Source organism: Belnapia mucosa (genome assembly GCF_016775475.1).
Taxonomy (GTDB): Bacteria; Pseudomonadota; Alphaproteobacteria; order Acetobacterales; family Acetobacteraceae; genus Belnapia; species Belnapia mucosa.
Genome location: NZ_JAEUXJ010000002.1, coordinates 58,027 through 75,883 on the forward strand (window position 1 = coordinate 58,027; position 17,857 = coordinate 75,883).

11 protein-coding genes are annotated in these 17,857 nt (G+C 70.4%); 6 read left to right on the forward strand and 5 right to left on the reverse strand.

What is annotated here, in order from left to right:
• Positions 1 to 62 precede the first annotated feature (62 nt).
• Together JMJ55_RS04945 and lon are read left to right on the forward strand one after the other, a co-directional pair.
• Positions 63 to 476: an Hsp20/alpha crystallin family protein gene (locus tag JMJ55_RS04945; protein WP_202824411.1), complete on the forward strand. Its 414-nt coding sequence runs from the start codon at positions 63 to 65 to the stop codon at positions 474 to 476.
• A gap of 14 nt (positions 477 to 490) precedes the next feature.
• A complete protein-coding gene (gene lon / locus JMJ55_RS04950; protein WP_202824412.1) occupies positions 491 to 2,881 on the forward strand; it encodes an endopeptidase La in 2,391 nt (796 codons plus the stop codon).
• On the opposite strand, the gene ligD is transcribed toward lon, so the two are convergent.
• Both ligD and JMJ55_RS04960 read right to left on the reverse strand, forming a co-directional pair.
• Positions 2,878 to 5,454 (reverse strand): DNA ligase D, encoded by a 2,577-nt coding sequence (ligD, locus tag JMJ55_RS04955; protein WP_202824413.1) that lies wholly within the window; start codon positions 5,452 to 5,454, stop codon positions 2,878 to 2,880. The genes lon and ligD overlap by 4 nt on opposite strands.
• Positions 5,455 to 5,508: 54 nt before the next feature.
• A complete protein-coding gene (locus tag JMJ55_RS04960) occupies positions 5,509 to 8,079 on the reverse strand; it encodes an HWE histidine kinase domain-containing protein (RefSeq protein WP_202824414.1) in 2,571 nt (856 codons plus the stop codon).
• 263 nt (positions 8,080 to 8,342) lie between these two features.
• On the opposite strand from JMJ55_RS04960, the gene JMJ55_RS04965 reads away from it, so the two are divergent.
• The gene (locus JMJ55_RS04965) at positions 8,343 to 9,821 is read left to right on the forward strand and encodes an NAD-dependent succinate-semialdehyde dehydrogenase (RefSeq protein WP_268885249.1); all 1,479 of its coding nucleotides are present in this window, start codon (positions 8,343 to 8,345) and stop codon (positions 9,819 to 9,821) included.
• A gap of 98 nt (positions 9,822 to 9,919) precedes the next feature.
• On the opposite strand, the gene JMJ55_RS04970 is transcribed toward JMJ55_RS04965, so the two are convergent.
• Positions 9,920 to 10,663: a tetratricopeptide repeat protein gene (locus tag JMJ55_RS04970; protein ID WP_202824415.1), complete on the reverse strand. Its 744-nt coding sequence runs from the start codon at positions 10,661 to 10,663 to the stop codon at positions 9,920 to 9,922.
• Positions 10,664 to 10,805: 142 nt separating this feature from the next.
• On the opposite strand from JMJ55_RS04970, the gene gorA reads away from it, so the two are divergent.
• The 3 genes from gorA to JMJ55_RS04985 all read left to right on the forward strand — a co-directional run bounded on the left by gorA (position 10,806) and on the right by JMJ55_RS04985 (position 14,798).
• Positions 10,806 to 12,185, forward strand: coding sequence for a glutathione-disulfide reductase (gorA, locus tag JMJ55_RS04975; protein WP_202824416.1), 1,380 nt, complete (start codon positions 10,806 to 10,808; stop codon positions 12,183 to 12,185).
• Positions 12,186 to 12,264: 79 nt separating this feature from the next.
• Positions 12,265 to 13,638 (forward strand): class II 3-deoxy-7-phosphoheptulonate synthase, encoded by a 1,374-nt coding sequence (locus JMJ55_RS04980; RefSeq protein WP_202824417.1) that lies wholly within the window; start codon positions 12,265 to 12,267, stop codon positions 13,636 to 13,638.
• Positions 13,635 to 14,798, forward strand: a complete 1,164-nt coding sequence (locus JMJ55_RS04985) for a beta/alpha barrel domain-containing protein (RefSeq protein WP_202824418.1) — start codon at positions 13,635 to 13,637, stop codon at positions 14,796 to 14,798. Before JMJ55_RS04980 ends, JMJ55_RS04985 begins: the two co-directional genes overlap by 4 nt.
• A 261-nt stretch (positions 14,799 to 15,059) precedes the next feature.
• Here the strand turns inward: JMJ55_RS04985 and JMJ55_RS04990 are convergent, their stop codons facing one another.
• Entirely contained in the window at positions 15,060 to 16,142 is a 1,083-nt protein-coding gene (locus JMJ55_RS04990) for an SMP-30/gluconolactonase/LRE family protein (protein WP_202824419.1), read from the reverse strand.
• Positions 16,143 to 16,224: 82 nt separating this feature from the next.
• Complete coding sequence (locus JMJ55_RS04995) at positions 16,225 to 17,838, reverse strand: ABC transporter substrate-binding protein (protein ID WP_202824420.1); 1,614 nt, start codon at positions 17,836 to 17,838, stop codon at positions 16,225 to 16,227.
• Positions 17,839 to 17,857 lie beyond the last annotated feature (19 nt).

Here is a 17,857-nt window from a genome sequence, read left to right on the forward strand (position 1 = left end):
GCGTAGCAACCGGCGACCCGGGGCAGTCGCCAGCCCCGACCGACTGGAAGCGCACGGATATCATGGCAGGACGAGACGATCCCGAAGGCCAGATGTGGGCCGAGGCCTGCGACATGCTGCAGCGGGCCGAGCGGCTGCACCGGCAATTCTTCCTCCCCCGCCATGCCGTGGCGCCGCTGCCGGTCTGGCACCCGCCGGCCGATATGCTGGAGACTGAGGCGGAAGTGCTGATCCTGATCGCTCTCCCCGGCGTGCCGCCGGAGGCGGTGGAGGCGGTGATCGAGGATGGGGCGCTGCGTGTCGCTGGGCTGCGCCTGCTGCCCGCCGAATTGCGGAATGCCGCCATCCATCGGTTGGAACTGCCCCAGGGCCGGTTCGAGCGGCGGATTCCGCTGCCGCCCGGCCGCTACACGACGCCCGTCCGCCACAGCCTAGTCGATGGCTGCCTGCTGGTCCGGCTGGAGAAGGCCGGCTGAGCCGGGAGCATCCCATGCATCATCATCGCGCATCCCGTCTCCTCGCCCCCGATCTCGGCCCGGCCCCGGGCGGCAACGGCTCCGCCGGCCTCCCGCCGGATGGGCTGGCCATCCTGCCGGTCCGCGAGACCGTGCTCTTCCCCGGCGCCGTGCTGCCCATCGCGGTCGGCCGGCCCGGTTCGGTTGCCGCCGTGCAGCAGGCCATGCGGGACGGGCAGCAGATCGGCGTGCTGTTGCAGCAGGACCCGCAGGTACAGGATCCGGGGCCGGAGGGGCTGCATCGCACCGGGACGGTGGCCAATGTGCTGCGCTGGCTGACCGCGCCCGACGGCACGCATCAGCTCATCTGCCAGGGGGTGCAGCGCTTCCGCGTGCTGGACTGGATCGGCGGGCATCCCTTCCTCGCCGCCGGCGTGGTCCGGCTGGAAGAGCCGGAGGTGAGCGGGGCGGAGATCGAGGCGCGGGTGATGCATCTGCGCGGCCAGGCGCTGGAGGCGCTGCGGCTGCTGCCGCAGGTGCCGGAAGGGTTGGTGAACACGGTGCAGGCGCTGGACTCCGGCGCGGCGCTGGCCGACCTGGTCGCCGCCACCATGGACATTCCCTCGGCGGAGAAGCAGGCGATCCTGGAGACGCTGGAACTGGCGCCCCGGCTGGATCGTGTCTCCGCCGCGCTTGCCGGACGGCTCGAAGTGCTGCGGCTGAATGCCGAGATCGGCCAGCGCACCCGCGCCAGCCTCGATGCCCGGCAGCGCGAGATGCTGCTGCGCGAGCAGATGGCGTCGATCCAGAAGCAGCTCGGCGAGGATGACGGCAAGGCGGTCGAGATCGGGGAGTTGACCGCGGCCATCGAGAAGGCCGGAATGCCGCAGGAGGTCGAGGCGGCGGCCCGCAAGGAGCTGCGCCGGCTGGAGCGTATGCCGGAGGCCTCGCCCGAGCATGGCATGATCCGTGGCTATCTCGACTGGCTGATCGACCTGCCCTGGCGCTTGCCGGAGGAGAAGCCGATCGACATCGCCGAGGCGCGGCGCATCCTCGACGAGGACCATTTCGGGCTGGAGCGCATCAAGCGCCGCATCGTCGAATATCTCGCGGTGCGGAAGCTGGCGCCGCAGGGCAAGGCGCCGATCCTCTGCTTCGCGGGACCGCCGGGCGTCGGCAAGACCTCGCTCGGCCAGTCCATCGCCCGCGCGATGGGGCGTCCCTTCGTCCGCGTCTCGCTCGGCGGCGTGCATGACGAGGCGGAGATCCGCGGCCATCGACGCACCTATATCGGCGCGCTGCCGGGCAACATCGTCCAGGCCATCCGCAAGGTCCATGCGCGGGACTGCGTGATGATGCTGGACGAGATCGACAAGATGGGGCGCGGCATCCAGGGCGATCCCTCGGCCGCGATGCTGGAAGTGCTCGACCCCGAGCAGAATGACAGCTTCCGCGACAACTACCTCGGCGTGCCTTTCGATCTCTCGCGCGTGGTCTTCATCGCCACCGCGAACATGCTCGACACCATTCCCGGCCCGCTGCGCGACCGGATGGAGATCATCGAGCTCACAGGCTATACCGAGGCGGAGAAGCTGCAGATCGCGCAGCGCTACCTGGTCCGCCGCCAGCGCGAGGCGAACGGGCTGCAGCCGGAGCAGGTGGAGATCACCGAGGCGGCGCTGCGCTCCATCATCCAGGACTATACGCGCGAGGCCGGCGTGCGGGGGCTGGAGCGTGAGATCGGCCGGGCGTTGCGCCATGCCGCGGTGCGGATCGCGGAAGGCAGCGCGGCGACGGTGCGGATCGATGCCGCTGATCTCGGCGGCATCCTCGGTGCCCGGCGGTTCGAGAGCGAGGTGGCGCTGCGCGTCGCGGTGCCGGGCGTCGTCACCGGCCTCGCCTGGACACCGGTCGGTGGCGACATCCTCTTCATCGAGGCGACGCGGACGCCGGGCGGCGGACGGCTGATCCTGACCGGCCAGCTCGGCGAGGTGATGCGCGAGAGCGCCCAGGCGGCGCTGAGCCTAGTGAAGAGCCGCGCGGTGGAATTCGGCATCGACCCGGCGCTGTTCGAGCGGTCCGACATTCATATCCATGTTCCGGCCGGCGCCACGCCGAAGGACGGGCCGAGCGCGGGCGTCGCCATGTTCACCGCCCTGGTCTCGCTGCTGACCGGCCGCACGGTGCGGCGGGACACGGCGATGACCGGCGAGATCAGCCTGCGCGGCCTGGTGCTGCCGGTGGGCGGAATCCGCGAAAAGGCCGTCGCCGCGGCGCGGTCCGGCCTGACGCGCGTGCTGATGCCGGCGCGCAACCGCAAGGACTATGAGGAGATCCCCGAGGACGCCCGCAACCGGCTGGAATTCGTCTGGCTGGAACGGGCGGAGGAGGCGATCGACCAGGCGCTCGCCCCGGCTGGCAGTTAAGTCTCCGGCAGGCGCTGGTCGGTCTTCGCCATCTCCGCCCAGGGATCGCGCCGCTGCCGGCGCAGGCGGTCCGGCACGGTGGCGATGGTGAAGCGCTGCGGATCGAGCTTCGGCGTGACTTCCCGCCAAGCCAGTGGCGTCGCCACCGTGGCGCCGGGCCGGGCGCGCGGTGAGTAGGAGCAGATGGCGGTCGCGCCGACGCCATTCCGCAGCCAGTCGACCAGGATGCGGCCGCGGCGCCGGGCCTTGGGGAGGGTGGCGACGAAGCGGTCGGGCGCCTCCGCCTCCAGCGCCTGGGCGAAGCCCTGGGCGAAGCCGCGCACCGCATCCCACCCCGCCTCCGGCCGCAGCGGCACCACAAGGTGCAGCCCCTTGCCTCCGGTGGTGCGGCAGAAGGAGGCGAGCCCCATCCCCTCCAGCCGCCGGCGCAGATCGAGCGCGGCCTGCACCACCACGGGGAATTCCACCCCCTCGCCAGGATCGAGGTCGAAGACCACCCGGTCCGGATGGCTTGGGTCAGAAAGGCTCGCGCCCCAGCCATGCAGCTCGATCGCCGCCATCTGGGCGCAGGCGATCAGCCCTTCCTCGCTCTCGATGGCCAGATAGGGCTGGTCCTCCGCGCTGCCCTCGCGGATGGCGGGCGGCATGCCGCGATTGCCATGCTTCTGGAAGAAGCGCTCGCCGGCGATGCCTTCGGGGCAGCGCAGCAGCGCCAGCGGCCGCCCGGCGATGCCCGGCAAGGCCCGCGGCGCGACCTGCCGCCAGTATTCCGCCAGATCCTGCTTGGTGATGCCGGGCCAGAGCTCGCGGTCGGCATGGGTGATCCGGGTCGTGCCGACGCGTTGCGCGCCGGCGGCCGGCTTCGGCGCATGGACGATGGCGGCGGTGGCGCGGGCGCGCGGCTGGAAGGGCAGGCGCTCGACCTCCGGATAGGGCAGGTCGCGCACCACCTCCTCCGCGCCCTTGTCCTCGCGCAGGCCGAGATAGACGGCGTGGCGCAGCCGGCCGAAGCGGGTCCAGCCGATATACTGCACCTCCGCCACCAGCTCCGGTCGCACCCAGTTGATCGCCGGATCGGGCGGCTCGCCGGCCAGCAGCAGACCGTCGGGCGGTGTGCTGACCAGGCGGGCGAGGCGGCGGCTGAGCGCGCCCAGTTCCTTCTCGGTGAAGCCGGTCCCGACGCCGCCGACATAGTGCAGCCGCCCGCGCTCGTCATGGAAGCCGAGATGCAGCGAGCCCAGCCCCTGGCGGCTGCCGGCCGGCGGCGTCCAGCCGAGGATGATGAACTCATCGCGGCCCTGGCACTTCACCTTGACCCAGTCCCGCCTGCGCTCGCCGCGATAGGGCGCATCGGCACGCTTGCAGATGATGCCCTCGAGCCCCATCGCGCAGGCCTGCCGGCGGACCCGCAGCGTCTCGCCATCCAGGTGGTCGCTGAAGCGCAGCACGCCGCGCCAGTCATTCATGCCGCGCAGCAGGACCTTGCGGTCGGCCAGCCGGGCCTCGCGCAGGTCCCAGCCATCGAGGTGCAGCAGGTCGAAGAGGTAGAGGAACAGCCCGCCCCGGTCGCCGCCATTGGCCAGCGCCGCCTGCAGGCTGGCGAAGGAGGAGAGCCCATCCTCCCGCAGCGCCACCAGCTCGCCATCCAGCAAGGCGTCCTCAGCCTTCAGCCGTGCCACGGCGCGGACCACCTCCGGCAGCTTGGCGCTCCAGTCGAGGCCGTTGCGGGTGATCAGCCGGACATCGCGGCCATGCTTCTGGATCAGCAGGCGGTAACCGTCGAATTTCACCTCGCTCAGCCAGCCTTCGCCTTCCGGCGGCTCCTCGACCAGGGTGGCGAGCTCGGGCTTCTGCTCTTCCGGCAGCGGGGCCGGCACGGCGCCGGCGATGGGTGCATCCCCGGCCGGCCGGGGCGGCGGCGCGACCGGCTTCGCCGCGACGATGGTGCCGGGCCGGGCTTCCGGCGCGGAGGCTACGGCCCGCTTTCCAGCCGCCGCCTTCCCGCCGCGGGGCGGCTTCGGCGCCGGCAGCGCCTCCAGCGCCGCGGCATCGGCGCCGGGCCGCTCCGCCTCGTCATGTTCCTTGATCAGCAGCCAGTTCTCCGCCCGCTCCCGCCCGCGCCGCTGCATTCGCACCAGGACAAAGCCGCCGCGGAGGCGCCCGCCGGAGAGGCGGAATTTCAGCTCCCCGGCGGCGAGGCCGGCGGCGGGGTCACCGAGCGGCTCCCATTCCCCGGCATCCCAGATCTCCACCTCGCCGGCGCCGTAATGCCCTTCCGGGATCCGGCCCTGGAAGCCGGCATAGTCGATCGGGTGATCCTCGACCCGCACCGCCAGGCGCCGGTCGGCGGGGTCGAGCGAGGGGCCCTTCGGCACCGCCCAACTGACCAGCACGCCCTCATGCTCCAGCCGGAAATCCCAGTGTAACCGGCGGGCGGCGTGCTTCTGCACGACGAAGTGGCGATGCTGGCCGGTAGCCTGCTGGGACGGGGCAGGTTCCGGCGTCGCGGTGAAGTCGCGCTTGGCGCGGTAGGTGGCGATCGAGGTGTCGCGGGCAGCGGGAGCGCGGACCATGATGCGGCGCCAACGTTGCCAGGGCGCGCCGGTTTCGGCTCCTCGAAGGGCGGCTCAGCCGCCGCTCAGCGTCCGCCCGACCAGCTCCGCGATATCCTGCCGCCGATAGGGCTTCGGCACCACCCGCGCCACCTCGGCCAGGGCGGGCGGCAGGGCGAGCCCGGCGCCATAGCCTGTGGCGAAGGCGAAGGGGATGCCCGCCTCGTGCAGCGCCTCGGCCACCGGCAGGCTGGTCTCGTTGCCGAGATTGACGTCCAGCAGCGCGAAGGCGAGGTGCGAGCCGATCCGTTCCAGCACCGCCATCGCGGCGGCGACCGTCCCGACCGTCTCCACCCGCTCGAAGCCCAGCTCCAGCAGGATCTCCTCGGCATCCATAGCCAGCAGCGTGCTGTCCTCCAGCACCATGGCGATCCCGGAAACGCGGGGCGGCGGCCCGCTGCGGGTGGGGGGATGGGTCTGCGGCGGCGGCTCGGCGCCGATCTGGACGAAGCGGGCGGGGACGGTGAAATCCGCTTCCAGTCCTCCCCGCGCATAGCGCAGCTCCGCCGTCCCTTGCAGCTCGAAGGGGATGGAACGCTCGATCACGGTGGTGCCGAAGCCGCGCCGATTGGGCGTCGAGACCGCCGGCCCGCCGCGCTCCCGCCAGCTCAGCAGCAGCGACTGGTCGGGCTGGAGCTGCCAGCGCACCGCGACGGAGCCCTCCCGCTGGGACAGCGCACCGTATTTCGCCGCATTGGTCGCCAGCTCGTGCATCACGAGCGCCAGCACGGTCAGTGCCTGCGGCTCCACCAGCACCGGCGGTCCCGAGAAGCTGGTGCGGTCCAGCCGGTCGCCGAGATAGGCGTGGAACTCGCTCTCGATCATCCCGCGCAACGCGACGGGGCCCCAGCGGTCGTCGGTCAGCTGGTCATGCGCGCGGGCGAGGGATTGGATGCGGCCGTTGAGGACGGTGACGAAGCTTTCCAGCGTCTCGGCCGATTCCCGGCTGCGGGAGACCAGGGCGCGGATCAGCGCCAGGACGTTGCGGACGCGGTGGTTCAGCTCGGCGATCAGCAGCTCCTGCCGGTCAGTGGCGCCGCGGCGCTCATCCGCCAGGCCGACTGAGAGGCGCAGCATCACCTCCAGCAGGGTGACCCGCAGCGCCTCCGCCACCCGCCGCTCGCTCTCCAGCCAGGGCGAGGATTGGCCATGCACGGTTTGCTGCCAGGTCTCGAAGCTGCGGCGCGGATGCAGCCGGTCATTGCCCTGCTCCACTGCCTTCTCGGGGTTGCCAGCCCAGGCGACGGTCCGGACCAGCTCCCGCCGGAACAGGATCAGGTAGTCGCGGGCGGTGCGGGAGGCCGGGATGGCCAGCATGCCCGCCGCCGTCGCCACCTGTGCCGCGGCCGGCGGATAGTGGCGGGCGATCTCCTCGGTGGCGAAGATGCGGGAGGCATCGCTGCGGTCGAGCGTGGCGACGATGCCATCCAGCGTCGCCGCATCCGGCGTCATCCCGCTGGCATCCTTGAACTCGGCGGTGCGGATGGCGATGCCGTCGCAGGGGATCAGCTGCCGCACCTCCTCGGCCATGCGGCGGAGGCTGCGGATCGGCGCCTCCTCCTCCGAGAGGGAGGCGAGCACCCGGTCGCGCGCCGCCTGCGCCTCCTGCTCCTGCCGCGTCGCCTCGGCCCGCTCCAGGCTCTCGATCTGGAGCGAGTAGAGATGGCCGAACAACTCCGCCGCGCTGCGCCGCTGGAAGCTCGGCAGCAGCGGGCTGGCGTGGTGGCAGGCGATCAGGCCCCAGAGCGCCTCGCCGCGCATGATGGAGATCGAGAGCGAGGCCCCGACGCCCATATTGCGCAGATACTCCAGATGGATCGGCGAGACGCTGCGCAGGACCGAGGAGGAGAGGTCGATCGGCGCCTCGCCGGGCGCCGGCTCCGGCAGGATCGGCACCGTATCCGCCCCGACATCGGCGATCAGCCGCAGCCAGTTGCGGCAATAGAGGGCGCGGGCCTGCTGTGGAATGTCGGAGGCCGGGAAGCGCAGCCCGCGGAAGGAATCCACGCGGTCCGAGGCCGCTTCCCCGACCACCTCGCCACTCTGGTCCGGGTGGAAGCGGTAGATCATCACCCGGTCGAAACCGAGTACCGCCCGCACCTGCCGCGCGGCGCGGTCATGCATCCCGGCCAGGTCGCGCGCCCGGAGCAGCCGCGACATCATGCCCTTGACCATGCCAACCGCATCGAAATGCGGCTCGGCGGCGGAGGGCTCGGCCTCCACCACGAAATGCGGCACCTCGCCCGGAGCGAAATGGATCGCTACGTCATAGGGCGGCTGGCCGGCGACCAGCGGCAGGGCAAAGAGCCGGTCGATCTGCTGCTGCCCGCGCAATCCCTGCAGGCGGGAGCGGATATCGTGCAGGGATTTGCGCTCGAGGAGGAGGTCGAGTCGCCGCCCGATCACCGCCTCGGCGGGCAGTCCGAGATGCTCGGAGATATTGGCCGAGGCGTGGCGGATAGTCCCGTCCGTGGTCGCCGAGAGGAGGAACCCCCAGGGCTGGATCCTGCCGAGCTGGTGGATCGGTTCACGGTCGCAACTCGTCAGGTCGGGCGGCATGTCGGCCGCGATGGCTGAAGGCATCATACAATTGGCAAGATGCCGATCCTGCAGCCGCTGTCGATGGGCAGGATTGTCATCTTGGCGTGTGCAATGGCGGATCTTTATTGCCCCAGGATTGCGATCGCCCGGGTCCGACCGCCGAGCCTGCTGCCGGCCTTGAGCGGCGTGGAGTGGAACGCCCCTCTCTCCCCGGTGTTGGCAGAAGCCTGGGCCGGGCGCCCCCGCCGGCCAGCGCGGTGACAGGGCCGGGGAAGGGGGCCTATCCTTCCCGCCCAGGAGGAACCCCCATGCTCGACGCACTCGCCAAGCTGCCCCTCAAGGACCCGGATCTGTTCCGCCAGGCCAACTGCATCAACGGCGAATGGGTGCAGGCCGACAGCGGCAAGACCATCACCGTCCGCAACCCCTCGACCGGGGAGGCGGTCGGCACCGTCCCCGCCCTCGGCACCGCCGAGACGCGCCGCGCCATCGAGGCCGCGCACCGCGCCCAGCCCGCCTGGCGCGCCATGCTGGCGAAGGACCGCGCGGCCATCATCCGCCGCCTCTTCGACCTGATGATCGCCAATACCGACGACCTCGCTGCCATCATGACCGCCGAGCAGGGCAAGCCGCTCAGCGAGAGCAAGGGCGAGATCGCCTATGCCGCGAGCTTCCTCGAGTGGTTCGCCGAGGAGGGCAAGCGCGTCTACGGCGAGACCATCCCGCAGAACGCCAAGGGCCGGCGCATCATCGTGACGAAGGAGCCGATCGGCGTCTTCGCCGCCATCACGCCCTGGAACTTCCCGGCGGCGATGATCACCCGCAAGACCGGCCCCGGCTGGGCCGCCGGCTGCACCGGCGTCATCCGCCCCGCCTCGCAGACGCCCTTCTCGGCGCTGGCGCTCGCCGTGCTGGCGGAGCGCGCCGGCATGCCGCCCGGCGTCTGCAACGTCATCACCGGCCCCTCCGGCGAGACCGGCAAGGAGCTGACCTCCAACCCGCTGGTCCGCAAGCTGACCTTCACCGGCTCCACCGATGTCGGCCGCATCCTGCTCCAGCAATGCGCGCCGACCATCAAGAAGACCTCGATGGAGCTCGGTGGCAACGCGCCCTTCATCGTCTTCGACGACGCCGACCTCGACGCCGCGGTGCAGGGCGCCATGGCCAGCAAGTACCGCAACACCGGCCAGACCTGCGTCTGCGCCAACCGCATCCTGGTGCAGGACGGCGTCTACGACGCTTTCGCGGCCAAGCTGAAGGCCGCCGTCGAGGCGCTGAAGGTGGGTGACGGGATGGAGCCGGGCGTGACCCAGGGCCCGCTCATCAATGAGGATGCGGTGAAGAAGGTCGAGGAGCATATCGGCGACGCGCTGCAGAAGGGCGCCAAGGTGGTGACCGGCGGCAAGCGCCACAGCCGCGGCGGCAATTTCTTCGAGCCGACCATCCTCGCCAATGTCCCGCATGAGGCGATGATCTTCACCGAGGAGACCTTCGGCCCGGTCGCGCCCCTCTTTCGCTTCAAGACCGAGGAGGAGGCGATCGCGCTCGCCAACGACACCCCCTTCGGCCTCGCCGCCTATTTCTACGCCCGCGATGTCGGCCGCATCTTCCGCGTGGCCGAGGCGCTGGAGGCCGGCATGGTCGGCATCAATGAGGGGCTGATCAGCACCGAGGTCGCGCCCTTCGGCGGCGTGAAGCAGAGCGGCCTCGGCCGCGAGGGCAGCAATCTCGGGATCGAGGAATATCTCGAGGTGAAATACCTCGCCCTCGGTGGCATCGGCACCTAAGCGCCGCCACTCCCGCCCCCGTCATGCCCGGGCTTGTCCCGGGCATCCCGGATGGCCGGATCAGGTCCGGCCATGACGGTGGGGAAGGGCGCCCCCGTTCAGGCGGCCGCCGCCGCGATCTCCGCAGCCAGGGCCCGGAATTCGGGCTCCGGCCGCCCTGCCAGCCGTTCCCGCATGCTGTTGCGGAAACGTGCCGGGCTGCCCACTGAGGCCCGGCGGAACCAGGTCAGCGCCGCCTCCGTCTCCCCCGCCGTGGCCAGCAGCGTCGCCAGGTTGAACTGGCCGCGGAAATCGCCACCCTCGGCGGCCCGGCGATAGAGGGCGGCGGCGGCGACCGGGTCGGCCGGCGCCTCCCAACCTTCTTCCAGGAAGCGGCCGAGGATGTTCAGCGACTTGGCATGGCCCTGGTCGGCCGCGCGGCGATACCAGGCGAGCGCCTGCTTGCGATCCTGCGGCGTGCCGGCGCCGCGCCAGAGCATCCCCGCCAGGTTGTATTGCGCCCAGTCATGCCCGGCCTCGGCCGCCTGCCGGTAGCAGGCCAGCGCCGCTGCCTCATCCACCCGGCCGCCCCAGCCCATCTCGTGGCAGCGGCCGAGCATGTTGCGGGCCGCGAGGTTGCCTGCCTCAGCGGCGGCGCGGAACCAGCCCCGGGCGGCGACGTGGTCGCGCCGCACCCCGCGGCCGTCCAGCAGGATCTGGCCATAGAGGAGCTGCGCCTCCGGCATGCCATAGCGGGCGGCGGCGTCGATCCAGCGGGCCGCCTCCTCCGGCGGGCCGGCGAAGGCGGCGGCCAGCGCCTCGGGACTGGCCTCGGCAAAAATATCGAGCGGGAGCGGCTGCATGGCCGCCGCATAGCGCGATTGCGAATGAATCTCAACAAGCCGCCGGCGCTTGCTGGAACCGCGCACCCGGCGCAGGCTGGACGCGCCCCGCCCGGGAACCCAGATACCGGGCCAGGTACCGGGTCGCCACGGGATGATACGCATGAGCAGCTACGACTTCGACCTCTTCGTCATCGGCGGCGGCTCGGCCGGCGTCCGCTGCGCCCGCATTGCCGCCGGGCATGGCGCCCGGGTCGGGGTGGCGGAGGAGCGGTTCTGGGGCGGCACCTGCGTCAATGTCGGCTGCGTGCCCAAGAAGATCATGGTGAATGCCGCCGAATATGGCCAATGGACCGATGATGCGCTGTCGTTCGGCTGGCAGGTGACCAAGGGCGGCTTCGACCTCGCCACCCTCAAGGCGCGGCGGGATGCCGAGGTGGCGCGGCTGAACGGCATCTATGGCCGGCTGCTGGGCGGCGCCGGCGTCACCAGCTTCGAGGCGCGCGCCACCTTCATCGATGCCCATACCCTCGATGTCGGCGGCAAGCGGGTCACCGCGGAGCGGATCGTCGTCGCCGTCGGCGGCCGCGCGGTCCGGCCGGATATCCCGGGCGCTGAACTCGGCATGCTGTCTGACGACGTCTTCGACATGACCTCGGTGCCGAAGCGCCTGCTGGTGGTCGGCGCCGGCTATATCGCCCTCGAATTCGCCTGCGTCTTCCAGGCGCTCGGCGCCCAGGTGGATGTGGTCTATCGCGACGTGCTGCCGCTGCGCGGCTTCGACCAGGATATCCGCGAAGCCCTGCCCGAGGCGCTGGAGGCCCAGGGCATCCGCCTGCATCCGAACAGCCGCCTGGCCCGGCTCGACCGGCAGGGGGATCATCTCAGCCTCAGCCTGATCGGCGGCGAGGCGGTGGCGGCGGATGCCGTGCTGTTTGCCACCGGCCGGGTGCCGCATACCAATGGCCTGAACCTGGCGGCCGCCGGGATCGACTGCACCGCCCGCGGCGCGATCGAGATCGATGCCGAGCACCGCACCACCGCCCCCAATATCTGGGCGATCGGCGATGTGACCGACAAGCTGAACCTCACCCCGATGGCGACCGCGGTCGGCCATGCCCTGGCCGATACCCTGTTCGGCAACAATCCGCGCCGGGCCAGCTACCAGAATGTCCCGACCGCGGTCTTCACCTCACCCCCGATCGGCACGGTTGGCCTGACCGAGGCGGATGCGGTGGTGCAGGGGCCGGTCGATATCTACCTCGCCCGCTTCACCCCCATGCGCCACACGATCAGCGGCCGGCCGGGGCGGAAGACCCTGATGAAGCTGGTGGTCTGCCAGTCCACCCGGCGGGTGCTCGGCGCCCATATGCTGGGCGAGGACGCGCCCGAGATCATGCAGGGCATCGGCATCGCCGTCAGCATGGGCGCCACCAAGGAGGATTTCGACCGCACCATCGGCATCCACCCGACCGCGGCCGAGGAATTCGTGACCATGCGGACCCGGACCCGGGAAGCCGGGATCCGTGCAGCGGCGGAATAGCAGGCCCGTGGCGCGGTTCGGGTTCACCCGGCCGTGCGATTCGGTTAGGGTCTCGCCCCTTCAAGGGAGAACGCAGAATATGGTGGCGCGCGGCTGGCATCCCGGCAGTTGGCGGGACATGCCGATCCGGCAGGTGCCGGACTACCCCGATCAGGCGAAACTGGCCGAGGTCGAGGCGCGGCTCGCCCGCTTCCCCCCGCTCGTCTTCGCCGGCGAGGCCCGGCGCCTCCAGGCCGCGCTGGCCCAGGCGGGTGACGGCCAGGGCTTCGTCCTCCAGGGCGGCGACTGCGCCGAGAGCTTCTCCGAGTTCACCGCCAACATCATCCGCGACACCTTCCGGGTGCTGCTGCAGATGGCGGTGGTGCTGACCTTCGGCGGCGGCACGCCGGTGGTGAAACTCGGCCGCATGGCGGGCCAATTCGCCAAGCCCCGCTCCTCCGATACCGAGAGCAAGGGCGGCGTCACGCTCCCCTCCTATCGCGGCGACATCATCAACGCCCCCGACTTCACGCCGGAGGCCCGCATCCCCGACCCGGCGCGGATGGAATTCGCCTACCTCCAATCCGCCGGCACGCTGAACCTGCTGCGCGCCTTCGCAACGGGCGGCTATGCGGATCTCCATCAGGTGCATCGCTGGAATCTCGGCTTCGTCGCCCGCAGCCCGCTCGCCGATCGCTACCAGGACCTCGCCTCGCGCATCGACGAGACGCTCGGCTTCATGCAGGCCTGCGGCATGGATGGCTTGCCGCAGGTCCGCGAGACGGATTTCTACACCTCGCACGAAAGCCTGCTGCTGCCCTATGAGGAGGCGCTGACCCGCGTCGATTCCACCACCGGCGACAGCTATGCCTGCTCGGCGCATTTCCTCTGGATCGGCGACCGCACCCGCCAGCCCGACGGCGCCCATGTCGAGTTCCTCCGCGGCGTGAAGAACCCGATCGGCATGAAGGTCGGGCCGAGCATGGACCCGGACGAGCTGGTCCGCCTCACCGAGATTCTGAACCCGGCGAACGAGAAGGGGCGGCTCACCCTCATCTCCCGCATGGGCGCGGACAAGGTGGAATCCAAGCTGCCGCCGCTGCTGCGCGCGGTGAAGCGCGCCGGCCGCAACGTGGTCTGGCTGAGCGACCCGATGCACGGCAACACCACCAGCGTCGGCAGCTACAAGACCCGGCCCTTCGACGCGATCCTCACCGAGGTCCGCCGCTTCTTCGACGCCCATGCCGCCGAGGGCACCCAGCCCGGCGGCGTTCATGTCGAGATGACGGGGCAGGAGGTGACCGAATGCCTCGGCGGCGCGCATCGCCTGTCCGAGGCCGATCTGGCCCTGCGGTACCAGACCTTCTGCGACCCGCGGCTGAATGCCGAGCAGTCGCTGGAGCTCGCCTTCCTCATCGCCGCCGAACTGAAGGCGCGCCGCGTCCCGGCCATGCCGGCCCAGGCGGCGCAATGACCGGGGCGCCGGACGATCTCGATGCGGCGATCGCCGGCCGCACGGATGTCTATTTCAACCGCACCCGGGCCATCGTCGAGCATTTCGGCGATTGCCAGGTCACCTATGCGGTCTTCCTCCGCCGTCCCGTGGTCAGCGCGCCGCGGCTGATGGTGGAGTGGCTGGAGAGCGTGGCGCAGCACCGCGGCACGCGCTTCGAAATCGAGGTGATGCACGCCGAGGGCACCTGGGTCGGCGCCGGCGATCCCATCCTCTACCTCACCGGCTCCTTCGCCCAGCTCGCCGATCTCGAGACGCTCTATCTCCAGAAGCTCGGCCCGCCCTGCGTCGCGGCGCATAACGCCTATCAGATGTGCCTCGAACTCCCGGCCGTTTCCTTCCTGGCGATGGATGCCCGCCACTGCGCGGGCGCCGAGATGCAGGAGATGATGGCCTATGCCGCGAGCGTCGGCAGCGCCGCCGCCCAGCGGGAGGGCGCGCGCGGCTTCGCCGGCAACGCGACCGACGCCACCGCCCATTGGTTCGGCGCCCCGCGCGGCTTCGGCACCATGCCGCATGCGCTGATCGGCTATGCCGGCAGCACCCTCCGCGCCGCGGAGATGTTCCATGAGGCCTATCCGGAGGAGAACCTCACCGTCCTGGTCGATTATTTCGGCCGGGAGGTGACGGATGGGCTGGCGGTCTGCCGCCGCTTCCCCGAACTCGCCGCGGCCGGGCGGCTGGCGGTGCGGCTTGATACCCATGGCGGCCGCTTCCTCGAAGGTCTCGACCCGGGCGAGAGCTATGGCGTGCTGGAACGCCATGTCCCGGGCGCCATCCGCCGCTACCGGTCCGAGACGGAGCTGCGCCACCTGGTCGGCACCGGCGTCTCCGCCGCCGCCGTCTGGCGGATGCGCGAGGCGCTGGACGAGTCCGGCTTCCCCAAGGTGCGGATCGTCGCCTCCTCCGGCTTCGGGGTCGGCAAGTGCCGCGTCATGGCCGAGGCCAAGGCGCCGATCGACGTGGTCGGCACCGGCAGCTTCATCCCCGATACCTGGTCCGAGACCTATGCCACGGCCGATATCGTCGCCTATGACGGCGTGGCGCGGGTGAAGATCGGGCGCGAATTCCTCCTCAAGCGCAATGGGGCGCGGAAGCGGAACGGGCAGGTCGTGCCCTAAGGCCGGCTGACGAGGGGGCGTCGCCCCCTCGCGCTTCCCCACCAAGGGCCGAAAGGCCTTTGGAACCCGGGAGTTTGGCGATAGCGCCGAAGCGGCAGCTTTCGGACAAAAGGACTGGCGGGGCGTTCGGCCGGTTCGGCGGGTTTCGGACAAATGCCCTATCGGCCCAGGCGCGGGCCGATAGGAAGGGGGAGGGGGTTGACCTTGCGCCATGTTCGGAACATATAGAGAACGAAACGATATCGCAAGAGATGCCTGGCCTCAGCAGAAATGCGCCCCCTTTGTCTCGACCGGGACCATGTAGAGCGACTGGCTGGCGGTCATGTACAGGTGGTTCCGCCGCGCCCCGCCGAAGCAGACATTGGCGCAGGTCTCCGGCAGCCGGATCTGGCCGATCCGCTGGCCGTCTGGGGCGAAGACATGCACGCCGTCATAGCCCTCGCCCACCCAACCGGCGCCGACCCAGAGATTGCCGTCGATATCGCAGCGCATCCCGTCGCCGAAGGCGGACTTTCCGCCCAGCTCCATGTCGCAGAAGGTCCGCGGGTTGGTCAGGCGCGGCCCGTCCACGTCATAGGCCCAGATGATGTTCTTCGCCTCCGGGTAGTGGGTCTGGCCACTGTCGGCGACATAGAGCCGGCGGTAATCGGGCGAGAAGCAGAGCCCGTTCGGCTTGAAGGGCTGGTCGGCGAGCTTGGTCACCTGGCCGGTCTGGGCATCGATCCGATAGATCGCCTCCTTGATGAAGGGGCGGGGGCTCTGCGCCGCTTCCGGCGCCCGCGTGCCCTCATAGAAGCCGAGCGCGCCATAGCCCGGATCGGTGAACCAGATGGAGCCGTCCTGCGGATGGACGACGCCGTCATTCGGGGCGTTGAAGGGGCCATCCGGGCCGCGGGCGGCGAGCACGGTGGTGCTGCCATCCGCCTCGTAGCGGAGCACGTCCCGGTGCAGGTGGCGGAAGGCGATCTGCCGTCCCTCCCGGTCGAAGGTATTGCCGTTGGAGAAGCCCGAGGGGCTGCGGAAGCGGCGATGGATCGACTGGTCCTCCTCGACCAGGCGGAGGCATTCGTCGTTCGGGATGTCGGACCAGATGAGGAAGCGGCCGGTCGGGTGCCAGGCCGGCCCCTCGGCCCAGCTATAGCCGGTGCCGAGCCGGCGGATGGTGGTATTGCCGATCTTCGCGGTGAAGCGCTTCGGGTCGATGGCGACGATGTCGGCATCCGGGTAGCGCACCGGCGCGGCGCCGCGATCGTAGCGCTGGGCATGGGCCGGGATGGCGGCACCGGCCGCGAGCGCGCCGGCCAGGGCGCCGAAGGACCGGCGCCCGAGACTGGACTCTGCCATGCGTTTCTCTCCCTCGCCGCGTTTCGCGCGGCGGGGGAAGGCTGGCATGGCGGCTTCCGCTTGAGCGGTCGCGATGGCGCGATTACGCCAGCGTGGTCAGGTCCTGGAACCAGTGCTGCGCCTGGGTGTAGCCGCGCACCTTGCCGGTGGCGACATGCGGGTTGGTGTCATGGACGACGAAGACCAGCAGCGCCTCGTCCACCGCCTTCTCATGCACCTTGGCCATCAGCCGATCCACCTCGGCAGGGTCGAAGGTCTGGGTCGCGGTGTCGATCAGCCGGTCCATCTCCGCATTGCGGTAATGGCTCCAATTCACCCCCGTGGGCGCGATCTGCTTCGAATGGAAGAAGCGGATCAGCGCATAGAGCGGGTCGCTGGTGACATAGGCGACGTTGTTGGCGGTGACGTTCCTGGCGAGATCGCCGGCCGCGCCCTGGCGCCAGCAGGTATAGAGCACCTCGAGCTCCACCGGCTCGAACTCGACCTCGATGCCGACCTCGCGCCAGCTCTGCTGGATATACTCGTTCATCGGCATCGACAGCATCTGGCCGCTGCCGCCGGTCGCCACGATGAAGCGGGTCTTGAGCGGATTGCGCGGCGAGAAGCCGGCCTCGGCCAGCAGCCGCTTCGCCTCGGCCGGATCGTATTTCACCTTGAAGCTTGGGTTGCCGAACCAGGGGGAGCTGGGATCGACCACGCCGACCGCGGGCTTGGCGAGCCCGTTCATCAGCGCCACCACCCCGTCGCGGTCGATGGCGAGGTTCGCCGCCTTGCGCAGCCGGATGTCGCGCCAGGGCGAGTTCTCCAAGAGGCTCAGATGGTAGTTCCAGACATGCGGCGTGACATTCTCGATGATCCGCGCGCCGGACTGCTTCAGGCGCGGGACCAGGTCGGGGGCCGGCGTCTCGATGAAGTCGACCTGGCCGGTCAGCAGCGCATTGGTGCGCGTCACCGCATCCGGGGCGCAGACCAGGATGATGCGGTCCGCCTTCGGCATCCGCTTCGGGTCCCAGTAGCCCGTGTTGCGGACCAGCTCCGCGCTCGCCCGCGGCGTCAGCTTGGCCAGGCGGAAGGGGCCGGTGCCGCTGGGCTCGAAGGCGAATTTCTCCCAGGACCGGCCGAGCTTCTCGTATTGCGCCGGGGAGGAGATGAGGAACCAGAGCATCTGGTAGGGGAAGATGCTGTCCACCGCCTTGGTCGTGACCTCGACCGTCATCGCATCCAGCTTGCGCCAGGCCGCGACGGAGGGCAGGCGGGGCCGGACCTGGGCGGCCTGGCGGTTGTCGAAATGCGGCGCCTGCGGGTTCAGCACCTTCTCGAAATTCCAGATCACCGCATCGGCGTCGAAGCCAGCGCCGTCGTGGAATCGGACGCCCTCCCGCAGCTTGAAGACCCATTTGGTGCGGTCGGCCGGGTCCGCTTCCCAGCTTGTCGCCAGGCCCGGGACCAGCTTCCCGGGCCGGTCGGCCACATCCATCTCCCAGGCGACCAGCGGGTCGTAGATCGTGTGGCCGGTGAACTGGTAGGCGCCGGCGCCGCGATCCGGCTGGCCGGTGGTCTGCGGGATATCGGCCATGGAGATGCCGTAGCGGATCACCCGTTCGGGGCCCTGGGCGGCAGCCGGTGGGATTGCCCAATCGCTGGGCATGAGGGCGAGGCCGGAGGCGCCGAGTAGGGCGCGGCGGGAGAGGGACATGGACGGATTCCCGGGCTTG

Excerpts from the sequence above, each read along its gene's own strand:
- JMJ55_RS04945 (WP_202824411.1), top strand. The coding sequence starts at position 63 with ATGGCAGGACGAGACGATCCCGAAGGCCAGATGTGGGCCGAGGCCTGC.
- lon (WP_202824412.1), top strand. The coding sequence starts at position 491 with ATGCATCATCATCGCGCATCCCGTCTCCTCGCCCCCGATCTCGGCCCG.
- ligD (WP_202824413.1), bottom strand. The coding sequence starts at position 5,454 with ATGGTCCGCGCTCCCGCTGCCCGCGACACCTCGATCGCCACCTACCGC.
- JMJ55_RS04960 (WP_202824414.1), bottom strand. The coding sequence starts at position 8,079 with ATGATGCCTTCAGCCATCGCGGCCGACATGCCGCCCGACCTGACGAGT.
- JMJ55_RS04965 (WP_268885249.1), top strand. The coding sequence starts at position 8,343 with ATGCTCGACGCACTCGCCAAGCTGCCCCTCAAGGACCCGGATCTGTTC.
- JMJ55_RS04970 (WP_202824415.1), bottom strand. The coding sequence starts at position 10,663 with ATGCAGCCGCTCCCGCTCGATATTTTTGCCGAGGCCAGTCCCGAGGCG.
- gorA (WP_202824416.1), top strand. The coding sequence starts at position 10,806 with ATGAGCAGCTACGACTTCGACCTCTTCGTCATCGGCGGCGGCTCGGCC.
- JMJ55_RS04980 (WP_202824417.1), top strand. The coding sequence starts at position 12,265 with ATGGTGGCGCGCGGCTGGCATCCCGGCAGTTGGCGGGACATGCCGATC.
- JMJ55_RS04985 (WP_202824418.1), top strand. The coding sequence starts at position 13,635 with ATGACCGGGGCGCCGGACGATCTCGATGCGGCGATCGCCGGCCGCACG.
- JMJ55_RS04990 (WP_202824419.1), bottom strand. The coding sequence starts at position 16,142 with ATGGCAGAGTCCAGTCTCGGGCGCCGGTCCTTCGGCGCCCTGGCCGGC.
- JMJ55_RS04995 (WP_202824420.1), bottom strand. The coding sequence starts at position 17,838 with ATGTCCCTCTCCCGCCGCGCCCTACTCGGCGCCTCCGGCCTCGCCCTC.